The sequence below is a fragment of the Bacillus sp. Au-Bac7 genome (genome assembly GCF_021341655.1).
Lineage (GTDB): Bacteria > Bacillota > Bacilli > Bacillales > Cytobacillaceae > Niallia.
Window position 1 is genome coordinate 565,913 of the sequence record NZ_JAJTTG010000002.1, and the last position, 16,505, is coordinate 582,417.

At 36.7% G+C, this 16,505-nt stretch carries 16 protein-coding genes; 2 read left to right on the forward strand and 14 right to left on the reverse strand.

Annotated elements, in window-relative coordinates:
* Positions 1-29: 29 nt before the first annotated feature.
* From LXM54_RS11500 to LXM54_RS11535, 8 genes are all read right to left on the reverse strand, one after another.
* Positions 30-866 (reverse strand): Cof-type HAD-IIB family hydrolase, encoded by an 837-nt coding sequence (locus LXM54_RS11500; RefSeq protein ID WP_233315312.1) that lies wholly within the window; start codon positions 864-866, stop codon positions 30-32.
* Positions 867-968: 102 nt separating this feature from the next.
* On the reverse strand, positions 969-1,730 hold the full coding sequence (locus tag LXM54_RS11505; protein WP_233315313.1) for an alpha/beta fold hydrolase: 762 nt from the start codon (positions 1,728-1,730) through the stop codon (positions 969-971).
* A gap of 198 nt (positions 1,731-1,928) precedes the next feature.
* Positions 1,929-2,987, reverse strand: coding sequence for a PrsW family glutamic-type intramembrane protease (locus LXM54_RS11510; protein WP_233315314.1), 1,059 nt, complete (start codon positions 2,985-2,987; stop codon positions 1,929-1,931).
* Positions 2,988-3,194: 207 nt separating this feature from the next.
* The gene (locus LXM54_RS11515; RefSeq protein WP_233315315.1) at positions 3,195-4,886 is read right to left on the reverse strand and encodes a DUF6044 family protein; all 1,692 of its coding nucleotides are present in this window, start codon (positions 4,884-4,886) and stop codon (positions 3,195-3,197) included.
* A 152-nt stretch (positions 4,887-5,038) separates the two neighbouring features.
* A complete protein-coding gene (locus tag LXM54_RS11520) occupies positions 5,039-5,857 on the reverse strand; it encodes an ABC transporter permease (RefSeq protein ID WP_233315316.1) in 819 nt (272 codons plus the stop codon).
* A 12-nt stretch (positions 5,858-5,869) separates the two neighbouring features.
* Positions 5,870-6,640 carry an ABC transporter ATP-binding protein gene (locus LXM54_RS11525; RefSeq protein WP_411411811.1) on the reverse strand — a complete coding sequence of 257 codons (771 nt, stop codon included), beginning with the start codon at positions 6,638-6,640 and terminating at the stop codon, positions 5,870-5,872.
* Between the two features lie 70 nt (positions 6,641-6,710).
* On the reverse strand, positions 6,711-7,712 hold the full coding sequence (locus tag LXM54_RS11530) for an ABC transporter substrate-binding protein (protein WP_233315317.1): 1,002 nt from the start codon (positions 7,710-7,712) through the stop codon (positions 6,711-6,713).
* A 27-nt stretch (positions 7,713-7,739) separates the two neighbouring features.
* Positions 7,740-9,176, reverse strand: coding sequence for an aryl-sulfate sulfotransferase (locus LXM54_RS11535; protein ID WP_233315318.1), 1,437 nt, complete (start codon positions 9,174-9,176; stop codon positions 7,740-7,742).
* A 401-nt stretch (positions 9,177-9,577) separates the two neighbouring features.
* On the opposite strand from LXM54_RS11535, the gene LXM54_RS11540 reads away from it, so the two are divergent.
* Positions 9,578-9,934, forward strand: coding sequence for a hypothetical protein (locus tag LXM54_RS11540; RefSeq protein ID WP_233315319.1), 357 nt, complete (start codon positions 9,578-9,580; stop codon positions 9,932-9,934).
* 205 nt (positions 9,935-10,139) lie between these two features.
* Here LXM54_RS11540 and LXM54_RS11545 read toward each other — a convergent pair whose 3' ends face one another.
* The 5 genes from LXM54_RS11545 to LXM54_RS11565 all read right to left on the reverse strand — a co-directional run bounded on the left by LXM54_RS11545 (position 10,140) and on the right by LXM54_RS11565 (position 14,428).
* Positions 10,140-11,156: a 2,3-butanediol dehydrogenase gene (locus LXM54_RS11545; RefSeq protein ID WP_233315320.1), complete on the reverse strand. Its 1,017-nt coding sequence runs from the start codon at positions 11,154-11,156 to the stop codon at positions 10,140-10,142.
* Between the two features lie 321 nt (positions 11,157-11,477).
* A complete protein-coding gene (locus LXM54_RS11550) occupies positions 11,478-12,305 on the reverse strand; it encodes a methyl-accepting chemotaxis protein (RefSeq protein ID WP_233315321.1) in 828 nt (275 codons plus the stop codon).
* An 11-nt stretch (positions 12,306-12,316) separates the two neighbouring features.
* Positions 12,317-13,153 (reverse strand): methyl-accepting chemotaxis protein, encoded by an 837-nt coding sequence (locus tag LXM54_RS27985; RefSeq protein WP_325169565.1) that lies wholly within the window; start codon positions 13,151-13,153, stop codon positions 12,317-12,319.
* Positions 13,154-13,691: 538 nt separating this feature from the next.
* Positions 13,692-14,177: a kanamycin nucleotidyltransferase C-terminal domain-containing protein gene (locus LXM54_RS11560; RefSeq protein WP_233315322.1), complete on the reverse strand. Its 486-nt coding sequence runs from the start codon at positions 14,175-14,177 to the stop codon at positions 13,692-13,694.
* A gap of 20 nt (positions 14,178-14,197) precedes the next feature.
* Complete coding sequence (locus LXM54_RS11565; RefSeq protein WP_233315323.1) at positions 14,198-14,428, reverse strand: nucleotidyltransferase domain-containing protein; 231 nt, start codon at positions 14,426-14,428, stop codon at positions 14,198-14,200.
* Between the two features lie 247 nt (positions 14,429-14,675).
* On the opposite strand from LXM54_RS11565, the gene LXM54_RS11570 reads away from it, so the two are divergent.
* Entirely contained in the window at positions 14,676-15,158 is a 483-nt protein-coding gene (locus LXM54_RS11570; protein ID WP_233315324.1) for a PH domain-containing protein, read from the forward strand.
* 93 nt (positions 15,159-15,251) lie between these two features.
* Here the strand turns inward: LXM54_RS11570 and LXM54_RS11575 are convergent, their stop codons facing one another.
* Positions 15,252-16,169: a hypothetical protein gene (locus LXM54_RS11575; protein WP_233315325.1), complete on the reverse strand. Its 918-nt coding sequence runs from the start codon at positions 16,167-16,169 to the stop codon at positions 15,252-15,254.
* Positions 16,170-16,505: the final 336 nt, after the last annotated feature.

The window sequence follows — 16,505 nt, forward strand, 5'->3', positions numbered from 1 at the left end:
GCAAAGCAATGCTTTGCTCCATGTTCTCTTTATAGCAATCCGTATTTCTTAAAACTGTTATAAATACCATGTTCATCATGAGTATCTGTTATATCATCGGCTGCAAGTTTCACTGGTTCTTTTGCATTACCCATTGCGATACCGTATTGAACGTATTCAAGCATTTCTAAATCATTTAGGCCATCGCCATATGCAAATGTGTTTTGTTTGTCAATCTTCAAATGATTTATGAGTATCTCAATTGCCGTAGCTTTATGAATGCCAGGAACCGATAATTCCCCGCTGTTTTCACCAAAGATTGGGACTGTACTTGAAATGACCGTAAACTTAGCTTCAAATTCTCTGCTGATCTCTGATATAGGCACATCCGAACCTAAAAATGATATTTTATTTATATCATCTCTAATTGGATTTTCTCCTTCTATCAGGCAGTCATGAAATGGCTGCAATCCTTTCTCCACTTCTTCTCTTGCATGTGGATTTTCCATTAAGAAGTTATCAATAATCTTCCGTATATGAGCTTTGCAGTTTTTACTGGCAAATAAGCCGCCATTTGACTCTAAATAATAATCAATTCCATGCTCATCGAAATAGGCTACAAGATGCTCTACATCCTCTGTACTAACTCTTTCATGCAGCAATACTTCTTCGTCTATTTCAATATATCCGCCGGCTGCCCCAATAATGCCGTCGAAGCCGACTTCTAGTATTTCCGGAAACAGTTCTGCTTTAGACCGGCCCGTACAAATAAACACTAAATGGCCGTTTTCCCTTGCTTGCCTGACTGCCTGTTTTGCTGAATCTGGAATGATGCCATGATCATTAACCAATGTTCCGTCAATATCCATAAATATGATTTTTTGCATGTATGCACCTGCCTATTATTCTATTGAAATCGCTTTTAATTTTCAAAATCATTAGCTATGAAATAATAGTAGCAAAAATGGCTAATCAGCACAATGTAATATTTATTCCAGTTTGTCCTTATAATTCTGTACAGCTTCCAAAATGGTAGTTATCACAATCTTGTGGTCTGTCAATTGCGGAAAATGACCGCTGTTTTTGGCTATTATTTGTTTGCTGGTTTTCGCTAATGTCAACAATTCCAGTTGATTTTCTTGTCTTCTTTTTAGTGCTTCCTTTGGGATAAGTCTGTTGGCCTTTCCCCCTGTTATGACATATAACGGGATTTCAGGAAATGAGGGATGCTCGTTAATCTGCTGTATTGTCTTTTTTACAAAATGAATTTCATCGAATTTTTTATGTGCTGACAAAGTATCAAACCTTGACAGCATTTTATTAACTGATTTAACAATCTTTCCATAATGTTCATCCAGCAGCATATCATTCGGATGGCTGGCCTCTAGAAAGACAACTCCGTAAACTTCATCAGGATAGAGCCGTGCATATAAATTGGCATATAAACCGCCGAGGGAATGTCCTACAAGCAAGTATGGCGGCTTTATGTTGAGGACCGCTAAAGCTTCCCTGAGTGTTTCAATTATTGTAATTCCATCTTGATTTTCTTTCGGTTTTTCACTGTCGCCCACACCTAGACGGTTATAAGCAAAGACAGCAGACATTTTAGAGATTTCCTTGATGATCTTCATCCAGCCTTCAATCGGGCCGGAGCCGCCGTTCATTAAAATAATATTCGGCTCTCCTTTTCCAGAAATAGAATATTCTATTATTCCTTTTGAAGTCGGTACCTTTTCTTTTTTTGTCTGCAAGCCAAAAACACCTCACCCTTATCGTTTTGTAAAAGGATTAGAATTGTAAGTTGTATAGTAACTATACGAAACAGAATAAACAAAGTTCCGTAAAATGAATTTTTAATAATTCCTAATTGCTTTGTTTAATAATTTATTAATATATGTGAGTGCGTAAAATTATTTGCTTAATAAAAATAAGAAGCAGCGCGCTGCTTCTTAGATCTTTAATTTCATTGTTCCTATCTCTTTTAAGCCTGCACGTATTAACAAAAATACTGCGACCCATGATGCTGCCATCAGGGAGAGCTGTCCATAAGGAAACATCCAAGGAGCGTCAAAATCCCAAAAAGCATGCAATAGCACAACTAAGATAAATACTCGTAAAAACCGGAAGCGCATGAGCATGCTCAGTTTAAATGGCTCGTCTCCCTGCACCCTGCAAAAGGCAGCTCCTGCCAGTGCAGACCAAGCAACATGTCCGCCTGGAGCAAGAATCCCTCTCCATAAAATCGTATAGTACAAATGCGATCCTCCGCCGGAAAGCAAAGCTCTTAACGCATATCCTGCTGTTTCAAATGCTGCAAATCCAACACCGACAGCAGCACCAATAAGCAGTCCATTAAGAATAAACCGGTATTTTCGGTAACGGACAAATGAAATAACTGTGATCGTTTTGGCAAGTTCTTCGACAATTCCAGTTGTTATTGCATTAGACGTATTCCGTAATATATCAAAAAATAATAATGCAACAAGCATCGAAAGAATTCCGCCTAACAAAACAATGTACATAATTCTATAAAAGGCAATATTTTGGGGAGCATTCATCTCCCAAAAGAAAATCAATGTCGTGAATGGAACAGCAAAAGACCCTGTTAAAATCAATCCGGGGATAAAGTTAGCATTTTTAAAATAGCTGACACCTATGTAAAAACCTGCGAATGTAAGAAGAGCGATTATAAATACCCTTGCAAACAGCCACGGTTTAGGCCATGTATCTGTCACTTCCGTAATCTTTGGTGTTGTCAATGCCGTTCCCACAATAAACAGCCGTTCTGCTTCCAATTCACTATGATCATGAAAAACGCGGGAAAAGATATTATGGAATTTAGGATTAACAGAGCGTTCTCTTTTCGGTACCATGTCTACATAATGGGCAAATTCGTAAAAAAAGCTATTGTCATCACCCATCGTATTGTCCTTGATGAATTTTTCACCACAGTTAATGCAGAACTTCACACCATCTGGATTCGTATACACACATTGTGGACACTTCAAATACCTTCCCCCCTCATACTTATTGGATTCACTACCAAAAAGTATTTACCAAAGCAGGCAGAATTATTTGAAAAGGAGTATTTAGTAAGATATTTAATGTTTATTTTATTTGTACATGGGTAATATAAAACTAATCATGATTTACCGAAAATATATTTCATTACCTTTTGAAGCCTTCCCATTCATTTGGGAAGGCTCTTTTTCTAATTATACGCCTTCTATATCTGTTACCTTGTACAAATATATTTTCCATACTGTATTGTTCGATGTAAATTGACCGTCAAGCTGCAGGTGATTTTCAGCAGCATTCTCAATGGGCACAGCAGAGAAAATATAGCGTCCGCCCATTTCTGCAAAATGCTCCATATTTAATTCTAAGTTCTTAATTTTTTTAGTAGATGTTTTTTCAAACATATAATGTTTGCCCAGCTCAGCTGTGAATATATAGCAGCGCCCGCCCCATTCATCAAAATAAGTCCGAATTGTTTTGTTTTTTGCCAGCTCATGCTCCATGATTTTCCGAAAACTATGCTTATAGGCTAGCGAATAAAAATTATTATATGTATCAATAGTGTAAAATCCGTTATATTGGGAGACAGCCGGATGCAGCCCAATGCTTGCGACACGATAATCCTCTTTAGGTAAACCAATATGTGCTTCAATATCTGCGAATACATCTTCCGCATAAAACTCTTTAACAGTCGGCTTATCATGATAAATAATTTCATCATTAAAAGCAAACAACAGCAAAATCTGACCGATTAGCAGAAATTTAACTGTCCCTTTCCATTTCGGCGAGCTCTCTATTAGGATTTTCAAACCGAGAGCAAAGCTTACGTAAATGACTAAAGGCCGTAAAAAATGAAACCGGGCAAAATTAAAGGTATCTAAAAACTGAAATCTCTCTGTTAATGGCAACCAGCCTCGATAAAACCAGAAAGCATACCATGCTGAAAGAATAAAGTTGAGAGCAAACAGCCATATAAACAGCCGTTGACTGCGCCACTCTTTGTTTTTAACAATAAGGAGGAGAGAAAGAATGATGGCTGCCAAAACAAGCAGCCCATGAACGGTCATGACATGGTTATGTCCGAAGACAAAGTTTTTAACGGTCAGTTTCAGCGAATGAGCAAACGTAAGTCTTGCATGGAAGTACTCGTCCCTGCTTGTCGGTTCCTGCTCGAATAAAAAGGAGTATACAAGCCGGTATTCAACGATTAAAAACACAAAGCTTATATAAGCAATCCCAAGCAGGAAGGGAATATTCAAAGTTTTTTTCCTAATGGCCTCATACAGCCAAAATAAACCGATTGCTGCTAAAAAGAAGAAAAAGCCAAGAACAATACTCGCATAAAATGGCACTAATGTTAATGTGAGATAGTTTTTCCATGACCGCTCCCCATTGCGGATATTTAACAATGCCCATAGTACGAGCGGCATTCCTAATGTACTCAGCATTCCCGACGGCCAAAACGGTGTTAACGCAAAGGCCACAGCTGCCCCAACTGTAATAAAACTAAACTCAGGATTTTTAATAATATGCTTTTTTAAAAGCAAGTACATGCCGATAAAGGCAACAACCCTTGTTATTGCTTGGCTAAGTGTATAAGCAACCATTGTTGGAAAGAATTTATAAAGCCAAACAATCAGCGTAAATTCCGAACCGAAAGCATTACGTGGAAGCCCATTGATGATTTGCGGTGTAACAGCATCTAAAGTGCCGATGAGCTCTCCGCTATTTGCGAGCACTTTATACCATGCCAAATTTGAATCGAGATTATCATGGACCCGAATATGGGCGTTTTCCCCAAGCACAATTAAGGGAGATAAATACAGAGCTAGTAAAATAAAAGCTCCTGCAACTAATTTTTGCTCATGCTTGAGATTTGAAAAGAACAAGTGTATCACCTCAAAATAATCGCTAATGTTATTTTTATCCATAAAAGGATAATTATAACCTACTTATAGATAACGACTTTGTTCTCCTGTTTGTTTCATAAAAATTTACAAAAATACAAAAAGACCTTACAAATTGTAAGGTCACAAATACTTTAAGAAACAATATTATATCTCTTCAAAAACTTCCTGCCTGCCCAAGCAAATATCCGGTCCATTGAAAAGCCCATCAATCCTAAGACCACTAGACCAACAAAAATCCAATCTGTTTGAAAATATAATCGTGCATTCCAGATCATAAAGCCTATCCCTTCATTGGCTGCAACCATTTCGGCGCCAATGATTGCCATGAAGGACGAACCCATCGCAAGCTTTGCCCCTGTAAAGATAAAGGGAATGGCTGCTGGAATGACAACATATCGCAATACTTGCAGATCACTTGCTCCCATGCTTTTAGCAGAACGTATTTTATCCTCAGAGATGGAAAGCACTCCAGTCAGTGTATTAATCGTGACAACAAAAAATGTAGCATACATAATTAAGAATATTTTGGATTGCTCGCCAATCCCAAACCAAAGCATAAATAATGTAATAAATGCAAGCGGCGGGATAAAACGGACAAAATTTATCACTGGTTCAACGAGAGCACGAACGGTTTTATTGCTGCCGATAAATAATCCCAGTGGAATCGCAACAATATTTCCGAGAAGCCAGCCTATCAGGACCCGGACTAAACTGTATGCCATATAAATGAATAAGGACCCATCACTACCAAGTTCGATAGCGCCGCGCAATGTAGCAAGCGGACTTGGTAAAAATTGCGGATCAGAGAAATAGGCAGCAATTGTCCAGATGAGCAGCAGCCCTATCCAGGTGATTATCCCTGTTTTTAAAATCTTTCTCCAGTAGGCTTTTACAGGCAGTTTCTTCACTGTTGGCTTTATATTTATTTCCTGCTGAATGGTCGTTTTCATTCTTAATCCTCCCTAGTCAAAATGCGACTGAACTACTTTATAATACTCATTAAAATCAGGACTAGTTATTTCTCGTGGATATGACATGTCGATTTGATAGGATTGAATTATTTTAGAAGAAGGTCCAACTGACATTATTCCAATCCGCTGCCCTAGCATTAGAGCCTCCTGAATATCATGGGTAACAAATATCACTGTTTTATTTGTTTCTGTCCATATTCTAATAAGCTCGTTTTGCATCGTTCTTCTTGTCATTGCATCTAAGGCGCCAAATGGTTCATCCATCAAGAGTATTTGCGGATCATTTGCTAAAACACGTGCCAATTGCACACGCTGTTTCATTCCGCCGGATATTTCCTTAGGAAACTTTTGATTATGCCCTGCTAACCCAGCCAGTTTAATATAATAATTGGCAATTTCTTTTCTTTCTGCAGCAGGAACCTTCTTCATTTTCAACCCAAATTCCACATTTTCTTCTACCGACAGCCATGGAAAAAGGGCTGAATCAGCTGATTGAAATACAAAGCCTCGATTTTCTTCCTGAGGTGCTGATTGGCTTTGAATCGTCAACTCACCGCTTGACTTCTCAATAAATCCAGCAAGAATATTTAATAAAGTTGATTTTCCGCAGCCGCTTGGACCTAGTAAAATATAAAATTCTCCGCGGTTTATCGTTAAATCAACATTTTCTAATACATAGCTTCCTTGTTCTTGAGTTTCAGAAAATGTTTTTGATAACCCCTTTAAAACAATATTAGGAGCATCTGTTTGAACCATTGTCATTTTATCTACTCCCTTCTTTCTTGGATGATGGTGGATTCACAAGTTGAAACAGAATCCACCTCCCCTTTATTTACTTGCTTTTATAGGTTACTTCTTCAGGTAATGCCTTCTGCAGCGCATCTAACGCCAGCTTATCTTCGATATTATAGTCTTTTTTTAATAGTCCCCTGTCTAGGAGCCATTGTTTCATATCACTTAAGTGCTTAATATCCTCTTCTGTAAAACCAATCGTGTAATTGATATTTTCTAGGTCGCGTAAGGTATCCTCTTTTTTCACTTTCAATTCCTTATAGGCAATTTCTGCTGTTCCATCAGGATTTTCTTTTACATAAGCAATCCCTTCTTTAATGGCTTTCAACAGATTTACGACAGCTTCTTCGTTGTTTTCAACAAATTCTTTATTGGCGACAAGATAACTGCTTGTGGAAATATTGGCTGAGCTCAAATTATCGATGGTATGTACGCCGTCAATCGCTTTTAATTTCTCTAATACTGCTCCGCTTGATAAAACGGCATCAATATCCCCTTTTTTCACGCCCACGATTGCTTCATCAGGTGTGCTGAATGGCACGTATTCAATATCCTTTTCACTTACGCCAATTGTTGCTAGATAATTAGCCCAATGATATTCCGATACTGTTCCTTTTGCGACACCGATGCGTTTTCCTTTTAAATCAGCAGGCGTATCTATTCCTTTTACAGCCACAAACTCAGATTCTTTAATAGTTGCTTCTGTGCTATGACTTAAAGAAGAAATAACAACTAAATCTCCTCTATTTAAGGAATTTAGAAGTACATAATCTGCTGCTAACCCTGTGTCAGTCTGTTCTGTCAGTAATGCATTGATAGTATCAATACCATAAGCAAAGTTAGAGATTTTCGGGTCGATATCCAGGTCTGTAAAAAACCCTTCTGCATTTGCCGCCCTAATTTGCAAGGAACCGCCTGCCGCTGTATCAATTCCTATCTTTATAGCGTCCTTGTCTTCACTTCCTGAAGTGGAGCTTGAGCAGCCTGCTAAAAAAACAGATAAGATCAGGCTGAAAGCTGCTAGTTTATATTTTTGCTTCATGAAGAAATTCCCCCCTTTTAAAACTTGTTATTTTATCTCTTGTTCATCAAACCGTGCAACGCAAAGTGCTCCTTCTCCAATTGATGCTGCTCCTTTTACTTCAACCGCGGAATTAATTCCGCTTGGCGCCGCATTTGGCACTCGAAATGTTTCAATCTCCAATGGCTGTATTTCTATTTCTTCTGGTTTCTCAAGCTGTGGAACCCAGCCGTAAGGAACTCTGTATGCTCTGTATACCATATTGGAATTACGAGCATTTTTGAATGGCGAAATATATTCCCAAACAATTTCATGGTCTGCTGTTACTTCAAATATACGGCCGTTGGAGCCCTCTGTTATTAATGTGTTGCCATTTTCTAACCGCTGAGCTGAACTAATATATGGACTGTAGAACCGATAGGAATCTGTAGGAGCTTGATAGTTTGCTTCTTGACCTGTATATTGCCAAACTATTTTTAACGTGATCGGATCTATTTCCAATACGCGGGAATGATCGCGCAAAGCGTTTTTCGTACCGTCTGGAGAACCAGGATTCGGAGCGCCATATCCTCCCCAGCCGCCGTTATCAAACACAAGCAGATTTCCTTCACCAGGCAGCCCTTGCGGAATAATATGAGCATGGTGCTGTCCGATAATCCAGCCAATCTCCTTTAGCTCCTCAGTAGAATAATCTGGTCCGATTTGCCAGACAATCTTACCAGAACGTTTATCCGTTATGCCAATGATATTTGCTTCCCTTGCATCCCAAATGATATTGTCTGGGTGAAATCTTTCATCTCCATTGTCATAATGACGGTTTGGACCTACTGCAGAGATTGAATTTATATGAAGCCAGTCACCAGACTCATTTCCGAAGAATCGGCGGTTTGGCTGTTCATAAATGGTTTTCTTTGCTTCCTCATCAAATTGCAATTCATCAAAATGATCGCTGAATGACCATTCCCAAACAATATTGCCGTTCCAATCCACTTCTAGAATGACATCATCTAACAGCTCAAACTTCGAAATATTCGAGTTGACTACATTACGGTGAGCTAGAATTAACGTATTGCCTTCATCAACTTTCGGCTCCTGCCCTGGCGCGTAATATCCAACAGAACTGCCTTCACGCTGATAGTCATGATGTGCTCTAGCAATCCATCTCCCCTCATAGCCTGGATCCGTAATAAACTCATGTTTATCAAACTTCCAGACAATATTGCCGTCAAAATCTACTTGCGCCAAATCTCCTTCATCCTGAAAACCATGTTGCGGGTCTCTGTTAAAGGTGTGTCCTAATACATAGCCACCAGGGAAAATTTTATTCGGAAAGCCTCTCAAGCCTTTCCACAAGTGGACCTCTCTGCCATTCATATCAATCAATAATGCCCCTAGATCTGGTGCTTGAAAAATAGTGTAGCCGCTCCAAGCTTTAGTAGGTGAATAGATTGTTGCTCCTGTCGGATAAATTGTAGGATGTCCCATATTTACTCTCTCCTTTTCTATTTTTCAAATTGGTTTAATCGGATTAATGCACAAAAATGTCTAATCTCTCTTTTTTTCATACCCCCTACTTCCTTATCGACCGATAAACAATAATAAAAAAAGAGACTCAACAAAATGCAAATGCAGCATTTCATTGAATCTCTAGTGATCTAGTCGATTCTTTATCTATTTGTTTGTTTCTTGAGAATTATCATAACAGGACTTAAAAGGAAGTGTCAACGATTTTTTAACTATTCAGATAAAATTACTAGGTATTCAACCAACTTTGTTACAGCTGCTGAATTATTGAAAAATCCATGCCTGTCCTAATGTAACTAACCAGCTCATTTTATCTTTGCTGAATAAACTATGTAATGAATAAGGACAAGGAGGGATTTATAATGAGTAGAAGACCGTGGTTCTTCGGAAGAAGCAATAATGGTGGGAATTCAAACCAAAGCAACAACTCTAATTCACGTTCAGGCGACAGCGACAGCCGTTCTGATGCAAATGTAGACTTTGATGTAGATAACGACTTAAGAGTAGACACAGAAGTAGATAACGATAATACTGTCAAAAACCTTGATAAAAACACGAACGTCGCTAAAGTCAACGATTCTGGTAATGCTAAAATCGACTTGAACATTGATGTTCATTCCGATTCCAAAGCTCGTGTCCAATCACGCTCCCGTGCTAATGCGGATGCTGATCAAGACCAAGATAACGAGCAGGACAATGACCAAGATCAAGACAGCTAAAAATCCGCATTACAGAACGAGAATGGCAGCATTCTCGTTCTGTAATGAAAAGATATGTTTTCATTACTGCAACTCTAGGTTTTAACCTTACTTATGGACTGTATTATACTGACTGTTTAGTTTAACAACTCCCACATGGCGAAAAAGGCAATGAAATAACATAATAGTAAAGAAGCGGCAGATAGGCTCTGCCGCTTCTTTTTAATTAGTTCGGACGAACTAAAATTTTGCATTCATTTTTATCATTAATTAGTTTTTCAAACCCGTCTTCCACAATGTTATCTAATGCTATGATACTTGTGATGACTGGCTCAACATTCAATGATCCCTTTGATAACAAATCAATCGCTTGGGCAAAGATGTTATTATAACCGAGAGAAGAATTGATTTTTTTCTCACTGACTACTTGTGTTGTAGGGTGATACTTAACAGGATTTGCAAACACACTTACAATCATAAACTCACCATTTGGTTTGATGCAATCAAGTGATTGGTTGAATGTAGCCTCTACTCCAGCAACGTCAAAGGAAACATCTACTCCCCCATTGGTATGGTTTTGAATAACTTGAACAGCATCCTCTTCCAGCGGATTTATTACTACATCCGCACCCATTTTCAATGCTAGTTTTCTGCGTTCTTCACTAACTTCTGCCACAAAAATCTTACTTGCTCCTGCTGCTCTCAAGCTCTCGGATAACAGCAGCCCGATTGGTCCTGCTCCAAAAAGTGCGACGCTATCGCCAATTTTGAACTTACTTTTTCGAATTGCCTGCAATACAACGGCAAGAGGCTCTACTAAAGCGGCAAATTCAAACTTGAGTGTATCAGGCAATAAAAATACATTTGCTTCTTTCACGACAACATATTCAGCGAAACCGCCATTTTCGTGAATGCCATATGATTTCATATTAGGGCAAATATTATAATTTCCAGTTTTACATGTTTGACACTCACCACATCCCCAAATCGGTTCAATCGCAACTCTGTCGCCAGCTTTAAATTTAGTTACATTATTGCCGACTTCCACAATTTCTCCTGTAAATTCATGGCCTAAAATCATTTTATTTTCTGTTACAAATGTTTTATGTAGATATTCGTGTAAATCTGTCCCACATATACCAGCGAATTTAACTTTAACTTTTACAGTACCTTCTGTAACTACCGGTTCAGTGACTTCTTCAATTTTTACATCTTTTGAACCGTAATATACTAAAGACTTCATAACATTATCCCCCCATTTTCCGTAACCAGCCGCTATATTAATGACATTCATTGCTGATGGTTCATCTTATCCACTGATTACAATCTCGAATTAAAACTATTCTAACTAATTATATGTAACTTAGTTACTAAAACACAATTATCCTGCTTTTGCGTATTAAAATACTTTTCTATCGTTCTACTTAAAACTGCACGCAGAATATCATTTGGCAAGTTATGCTGGATAAAATAGTGCATAAGCAATGCCTAGTATGCGACCAACTAGGTCGCATACTAACTCGTAACTAACAAGTGAAATGTCCCTTTGTTTCTATGATTCTGTTCAAGATGTAATATTTTTGATGTATTGTCCGATATCATTGCTTTGTTCATTTAGATTTTGGATATCTTCCATAAACTCAACCATGACACGAGATTGCTCTGCTGATGCAGTGGATACTTCACCAATACTCACTGTCAAATTCTCCATGTTTGTTCGTATTTCTTGAAGAGATTTACCAATCGTACCTACTGCATCCTTTGTTCCAATGGAAAGCTTGCGTATTTCATCTGCCACAACACCGAAGCCTCTCCCAGCATCGCCAGAACGGGCTGCTTCAATGGCAGCATTCAAGCCAAGCAAGTTTGTCTGTGATGAAATATCTTCAATTAATTTAACAACCTTACTAATCTCCTGAGAGTTCTCATTTGCATGAGCTGCTTGACCATTTATATCTGTGCTGGTTGCGGAAAGTTCCTCCGCTTGAGCGGCAACTTGTTGTACTTTTCCCTGCAGACTGCTGACGATCGAGCGTAATTCATCCAAATCTTCATCTAATAGTTCTTCGTCTTTCAATGTTTTGGTAATTTGGAACACACCGACAATCTCACCGTTTTCATCACGAATAGGATTTGCGGAATAGTGCATACCAACGCCATAGCGTTCTTTAGGAATATGTATTTTTATTTTTTCTCCGTTAAGTGCTTGACGCAGGATATCGTTATCTTCCGTAAATGCAAAGTCACCGACTTTAACACTATAATCTAAATCTTTTGACTGGGAGGAAAAGATGAAATTCTCTGTGTCGGTAACGACAACAGCACAATTTTCACCAAGGTTTTTTTTGATTTCAGGTGCTAGTTTAACCAACGCTTGTAGTGTTAAATGCATATTTCCATCTCCTATTCCTGGTTAGTTACTATTTTCATTTTTTCAATTATCTGTTTGCTTTTTGCATCCAAAGCCTGAATTTCATCCATGAATTCAACCATGATAACAGATTGCTCATCTGATGAAGTGGAGACCTCATTAATGCTGAGTGTCAGATTCTCAATGCTGGCACGGATTTCCGTTAAGGATTTACCGATTGTCTTCACTGCTTCCTTCGTATTGTTAGATAGTTTTCTAATCTCATCTGCCACAACACCGAAGCCTCTGCCAGCATCGCCAGAACGAGCTGCTTCAATAGCTGCATTTAATCCAAGAAGATTTGTCTGTGTAGATATTTGTTCAATTAACTGAACTACTTCGCCAATTTGGCGAGAGTTTTGACTTGCACTTTTTGCTTGGTCGTTAATATCGCTGCTGGTTGCGGAAAGCTCTTCTGCCTGTGCGGCAACATACTGAACCTTACCTTGCAACGCATCAATTACTTCATTGATTCTGCTAAGCTCTTTATCTAGCTTATCTTGATGCTCCAATGTTCGCGATAAAGATAACAAGCCAACAATTTCGTTTGTATCTATATCCCGAATTGGCGTAATGGAAGTCACGACAGGCACACCGAAAATTGCTGCATCTTCTGTTTTAGAAATAATTTGTTCGCCTCTAAGTGCGCGCAGATAAACTTCATGCTCATCCAGTCTTGTTTTTCCTGCTTCAACATCCAAATTCAAGAGCGTTGACGGCGAAAAGTAAACAAACTTCTCCGTATCCAGCACACCCATTGCGGCTGTTGGTCCTAGCGTATCTTTTATAATCGGGGCAATATTGACTACTGCCTGAATAGTAGAATTCATAAAACAAGCTCCTCCATATGTATTTTTCCTTTATATCGGCAATAAGTACTAAATGTGAAGCAATTCACTAAAAAAAGTCTGATTTTGTTATATTTTGTAGAAAATCAGACTTTTTTAGTGAAGGAGATAGTAAAAATGTATGATATATAACTTTTGGCTTTTGCCAATAGCATAATTAGTACTGGGTATGGTAGCTGTTAATGAGTAAACGTTTCCTATAATAGAAAATAAAAAAACTGCAAGTATGAGCTGCAGTCTTGTTTAATATTATATAAATGTGGAAAATAAAAAAATTGATTGTAGTTTAAGTGGCTATATATTTTTAACATTAGATTTACATCTTATTGTTTGTTTAGTTATTAACCCAATCAGTAATCCAGCAATAATTGGTAAAATAGAGATTTCGGTATATGAGAGTGAAACTTTAAGAATAAGAATATCTATTTCAGTAATAAATCCGACAATATATAGAAGTACCATTGTTCCAAATCCTGCGCTAAAGGGAACCCAATGGGATTTACTCACAAAATCACATCTGTTATAAAAAGGATAAATCTTTTTTCGAGATTCCAGCCCAATTAAGAGTTGCGACCCATAATTCTCCTACATTCTTTTTTAAATTTTGGACATCCGTCTTTAAAGATAATAAGCCACGTATCCTCTGTTCAAACGCTTCAGATAAAGAATCCAACTCGAAACATTCTTTGTACATAGTCCGACTTGATAAAAATGTGTGTTTATTTTTTAATCCAACCGACATTACTGCCCAATAAGCCACTAGTCTTGCTTCTTGAGCAATTATTGTAACTGTTTCACTTAATAAAAACAACTTATAAACATGTTCATACATATCTGTAATCGCATCTTTAAATAGGCTGTTTAAGTCTATTAGTTCTTCTGCTTCTTTTACGGTTTCTCTTAATTCTTCATAGAAATTAGTTAGATCATATAAAACTTTACATGTATAAAGAACATCACTTTTTACTGACCACTCTAATTCAATATTTGTTGCTTTTGATATCATTTTTTCTGGGGACCTAAAACTTATTCCAACAAACATACCTTATAGAAAAATGCTTCCAAACTACTTTCTCGCTCCTTTATTACTACTCTTAATTCTAAGTCGGATTCAGGACCGTCCAATCCCTTTGCTGTGGAACCCTCTAACGCAACAGAGAGAAGGTTTTGCTTGTATTGCTTTATTAACTCTATAAGTATTTTATTAGCAATTTCAAATCTTTCCTCAGTAGAGAACTTTTTAGGCTGCCAAGTCATCTATTTTACAACTTCCATTCACATATTACGGGCATATATGCCATATTCTCCATTTATTTTAAAAGGGGTTCAACAAAACATTTGATTTTCCTGTTAATTACATTTATTTCTTCTTCCGTTAAACTGGCAAGATTGTTTTTTTGAGAAACTGTTTGAATAAATTTTAAACAGAACCCTCTATACTTGTATACTAATTGGGCTACTCTTAAGACATTTGATATAATTTAAATTAAGGAGGGATAGTAAATTGGCGAAAAAAAGCAAGCATATTATGTATATTGAAAGCTTACTAAAAGATGATGAAGAAATTTATCATGTCTACGAATGTATAAATGATGATGTCCTGGGGGCATTGGCACATACTGATACACGACTGATATTTGGTACGGATGGTATTTGGACAGGCGAATCCATAGAAGAAATAGATTATGAAAAGATTGGTTCAGTAGAATTAAAAAACAATTTTTCAGGTTCAATTCTAAGTATATATGTTAAAAACTCCCAACAAGTTATGGAAATAAAAAGTGGTTCTAGGGAGAACCTTAGTAAATCAAGAAGTTTAATTGCTGACAAAATTGAAGAATATAATAATGATAAAGAATTAATATCAGAGGGAAAAACGAATTATTTTATAGCAGATGAATTATTGAAACTTGTAAAATTAAAAGAAGATGGTCATTTATCTGCTGCAGAATTCGAGCTTATAAAAACAAAACTTATAAATCAATAATCTCTATTATTGATTATTACTATCTTAATTCATATGGATACGTGAAACCTTTAGCAGCGTTAAAATTGCTAAAGGTTTTGAACGTACTTATATCTACCTTATAATCTCCCATCTATTCCGGAAAAATGTTCTTTGTGCTAATTTGTCCTCATTGGTATGACTATAAACATCCATACTAATGGAATATGGATCTACTTCTTTTTCTATGTATGTTTCTAAGGATGCTGCAAGACTTAACTTTTTACTATTCGTTAATTCAGACCATGATTCTTCATCGACATATACATCAAAAAAGATAGTCTCTATACTATTTTCTTTAACTTCTATACTTTGGACCACATTATACTCTTCAATTAACTTTTCAATTCCGTTATTTTTAAAATCAATTATTGCTTTTCCTTTATTCTCTTCTAATTCTTGTTGTTCTTTTTTTCTTTCTTCTTTTTCTCTTGCTCTTTCTTCCCTTTGTTTTTCTCGATTCTCTTGTTCTATTGCTTGTTCCTGTCGAATATGTTTTTCATTTTCTAGGAATGCTAAAAACCCTACAATATTTACATAGATGAAAATAAAATAAAAAATACTAGCAATGGCCATCTTCCATATTTTTTTAGAGCGAAAACCTAAAATTTTATTGTACCATTTTCTTTCTAAAACTTTTGCAGTTATCCCTATATCAACCAATTCGTTTTGTAGTTGAAATTTATCCTTTTTCTCTGCGGGCGCATATACGCTTATTTGTAAGTTATTCGAAAAAACATATTTTGTAGATAATACAAAATAATCAATGGTTACATGGCTTAGTTCCGAAAGAGGATATTTTTTAATAATATTAATGCTATCAATTACTTCTGTGTACCCACGAGATTTCTTTTTTGCCTGATAGAATTCAAGATTACCGTCTCTTATAATCATAAATTCTCCAGCTTTATTACTAACAATAGGATATACGTTTTGACTAAAATATTCTTTGACAAGTAGTTCCAATTTAACTTTTTTAAATTGTTTTGCCATGTAATGCAAGATACCTCCTTATTTATTTCTCTAACAATTGTACCATTGAAATATATACGGTAATGAGCTAATAAGGTTTCATATGTATAAAGCTCCTTTTATGCAATGTTCAGCTTCGGATAGTTGAATCCAATTTTCCTTATTTATGTTTCCGCCTTCTATAAAATTAACGGGATTATTATAGCATTTCGTAATTACTGATTGAGTATATATTCTCCTTAATCAAATAAGAAAAAGATCTCCAAAGAAAATCTCTTTTGTCGTATGTACACTTTTCTTCTACTCACAAAAAAATTTACTTTTTTATATTTTCAACATCCTGTATAGCATTTTTTA

Excerpts from the sequence above, each read along its gene's own strand:
- LXM54_RS11500 (WP_233315312.1), bottom strand. The coding sequence starts at position 866 with ATGCAAAAAATCATATTTATGGATATTGACGGAACATTGGTTAATGAT.
- LXM54_RS11520 (WP_233315316.1), bottom strand. The coding sequence starts at position 5,857 with ATGAAAACGACCATTCAGCAGGAAATAAATATAAAGCCAACAGTGAAG.
- LXM54_RS11525 (WP_411411811.1), bottom strand. The coding sequence starts at position 6,640 with ATGACAATGGTTCAAACAGATGCTCCTAATATTGTTTTAAAGGGGTTA.
- LXM54_RS11530 (WP_233315317.1), bottom strand. The coding sequence starts at position 7,712 with ATGAAGCAAAAATATAAACTAGCAGCTTTCAGCCTGATCTTATCTGTT.
- LXM54_RS11535 (WP_233315318.1), bottom strand. The coding sequence starts at position 9,176 with ATGGGACATCCTACAATTTATCCGACAGGAGCAACAATCTATTCACCT.
- LXM54_RS11540 (WP_233315319.1), top strand. The coding sequence starts at position 9,578 with ATGAGTAGAAGACCGTGGTTCTTCGGAAGAAGCAATAATGGTGGGAAT.
- LXM54_RS11545 (WP_233315320.1), bottom strand. The coding sequence starts at position 11,156 with ATGAAGTCTTTAGTATATTACGGTTCAAAAGATGTAAAAATTGAAGAA.
- LXM54_RS11550 (WP_233315321.1), bottom strand. The coding sequence starts at position 12,305 with ATGCATTTAACACTACAAGCGTTGGTTAAACTAGCACCTGAAATCAAA.
- LXM54_RS27985 (WP_325169565.1), bottom strand. The coding sequence starts at position 13,153 with ATGAATTCTACTATTCAGGCAGTAGTCAATATTGCCCCGATTATAAAA.
- LXM54_RS11560 (WP_233315322.1), bottom strand. The coding sequence starts at position 14,177 with ATGATATCAAAAGCAACAAATATTGAATTAGAGTGGTCAGTAAAAAGT.
- LXM54_RS11565 (WP_233315323.1), bottom strand. The coding sequence starts at position 14,428 with ATGACTTGGCAGCCTAAAAAGTTCTCTACTGAGGAAAGATTTGAAATT.
- LXM54_RS11575 (WP_233315325.1), bottom strand. The coding sequence starts at position 16,169 with ATGGCAAAACAATTTAAAAAAGTTAAATTGGAACTACTTGTCAAAGAA.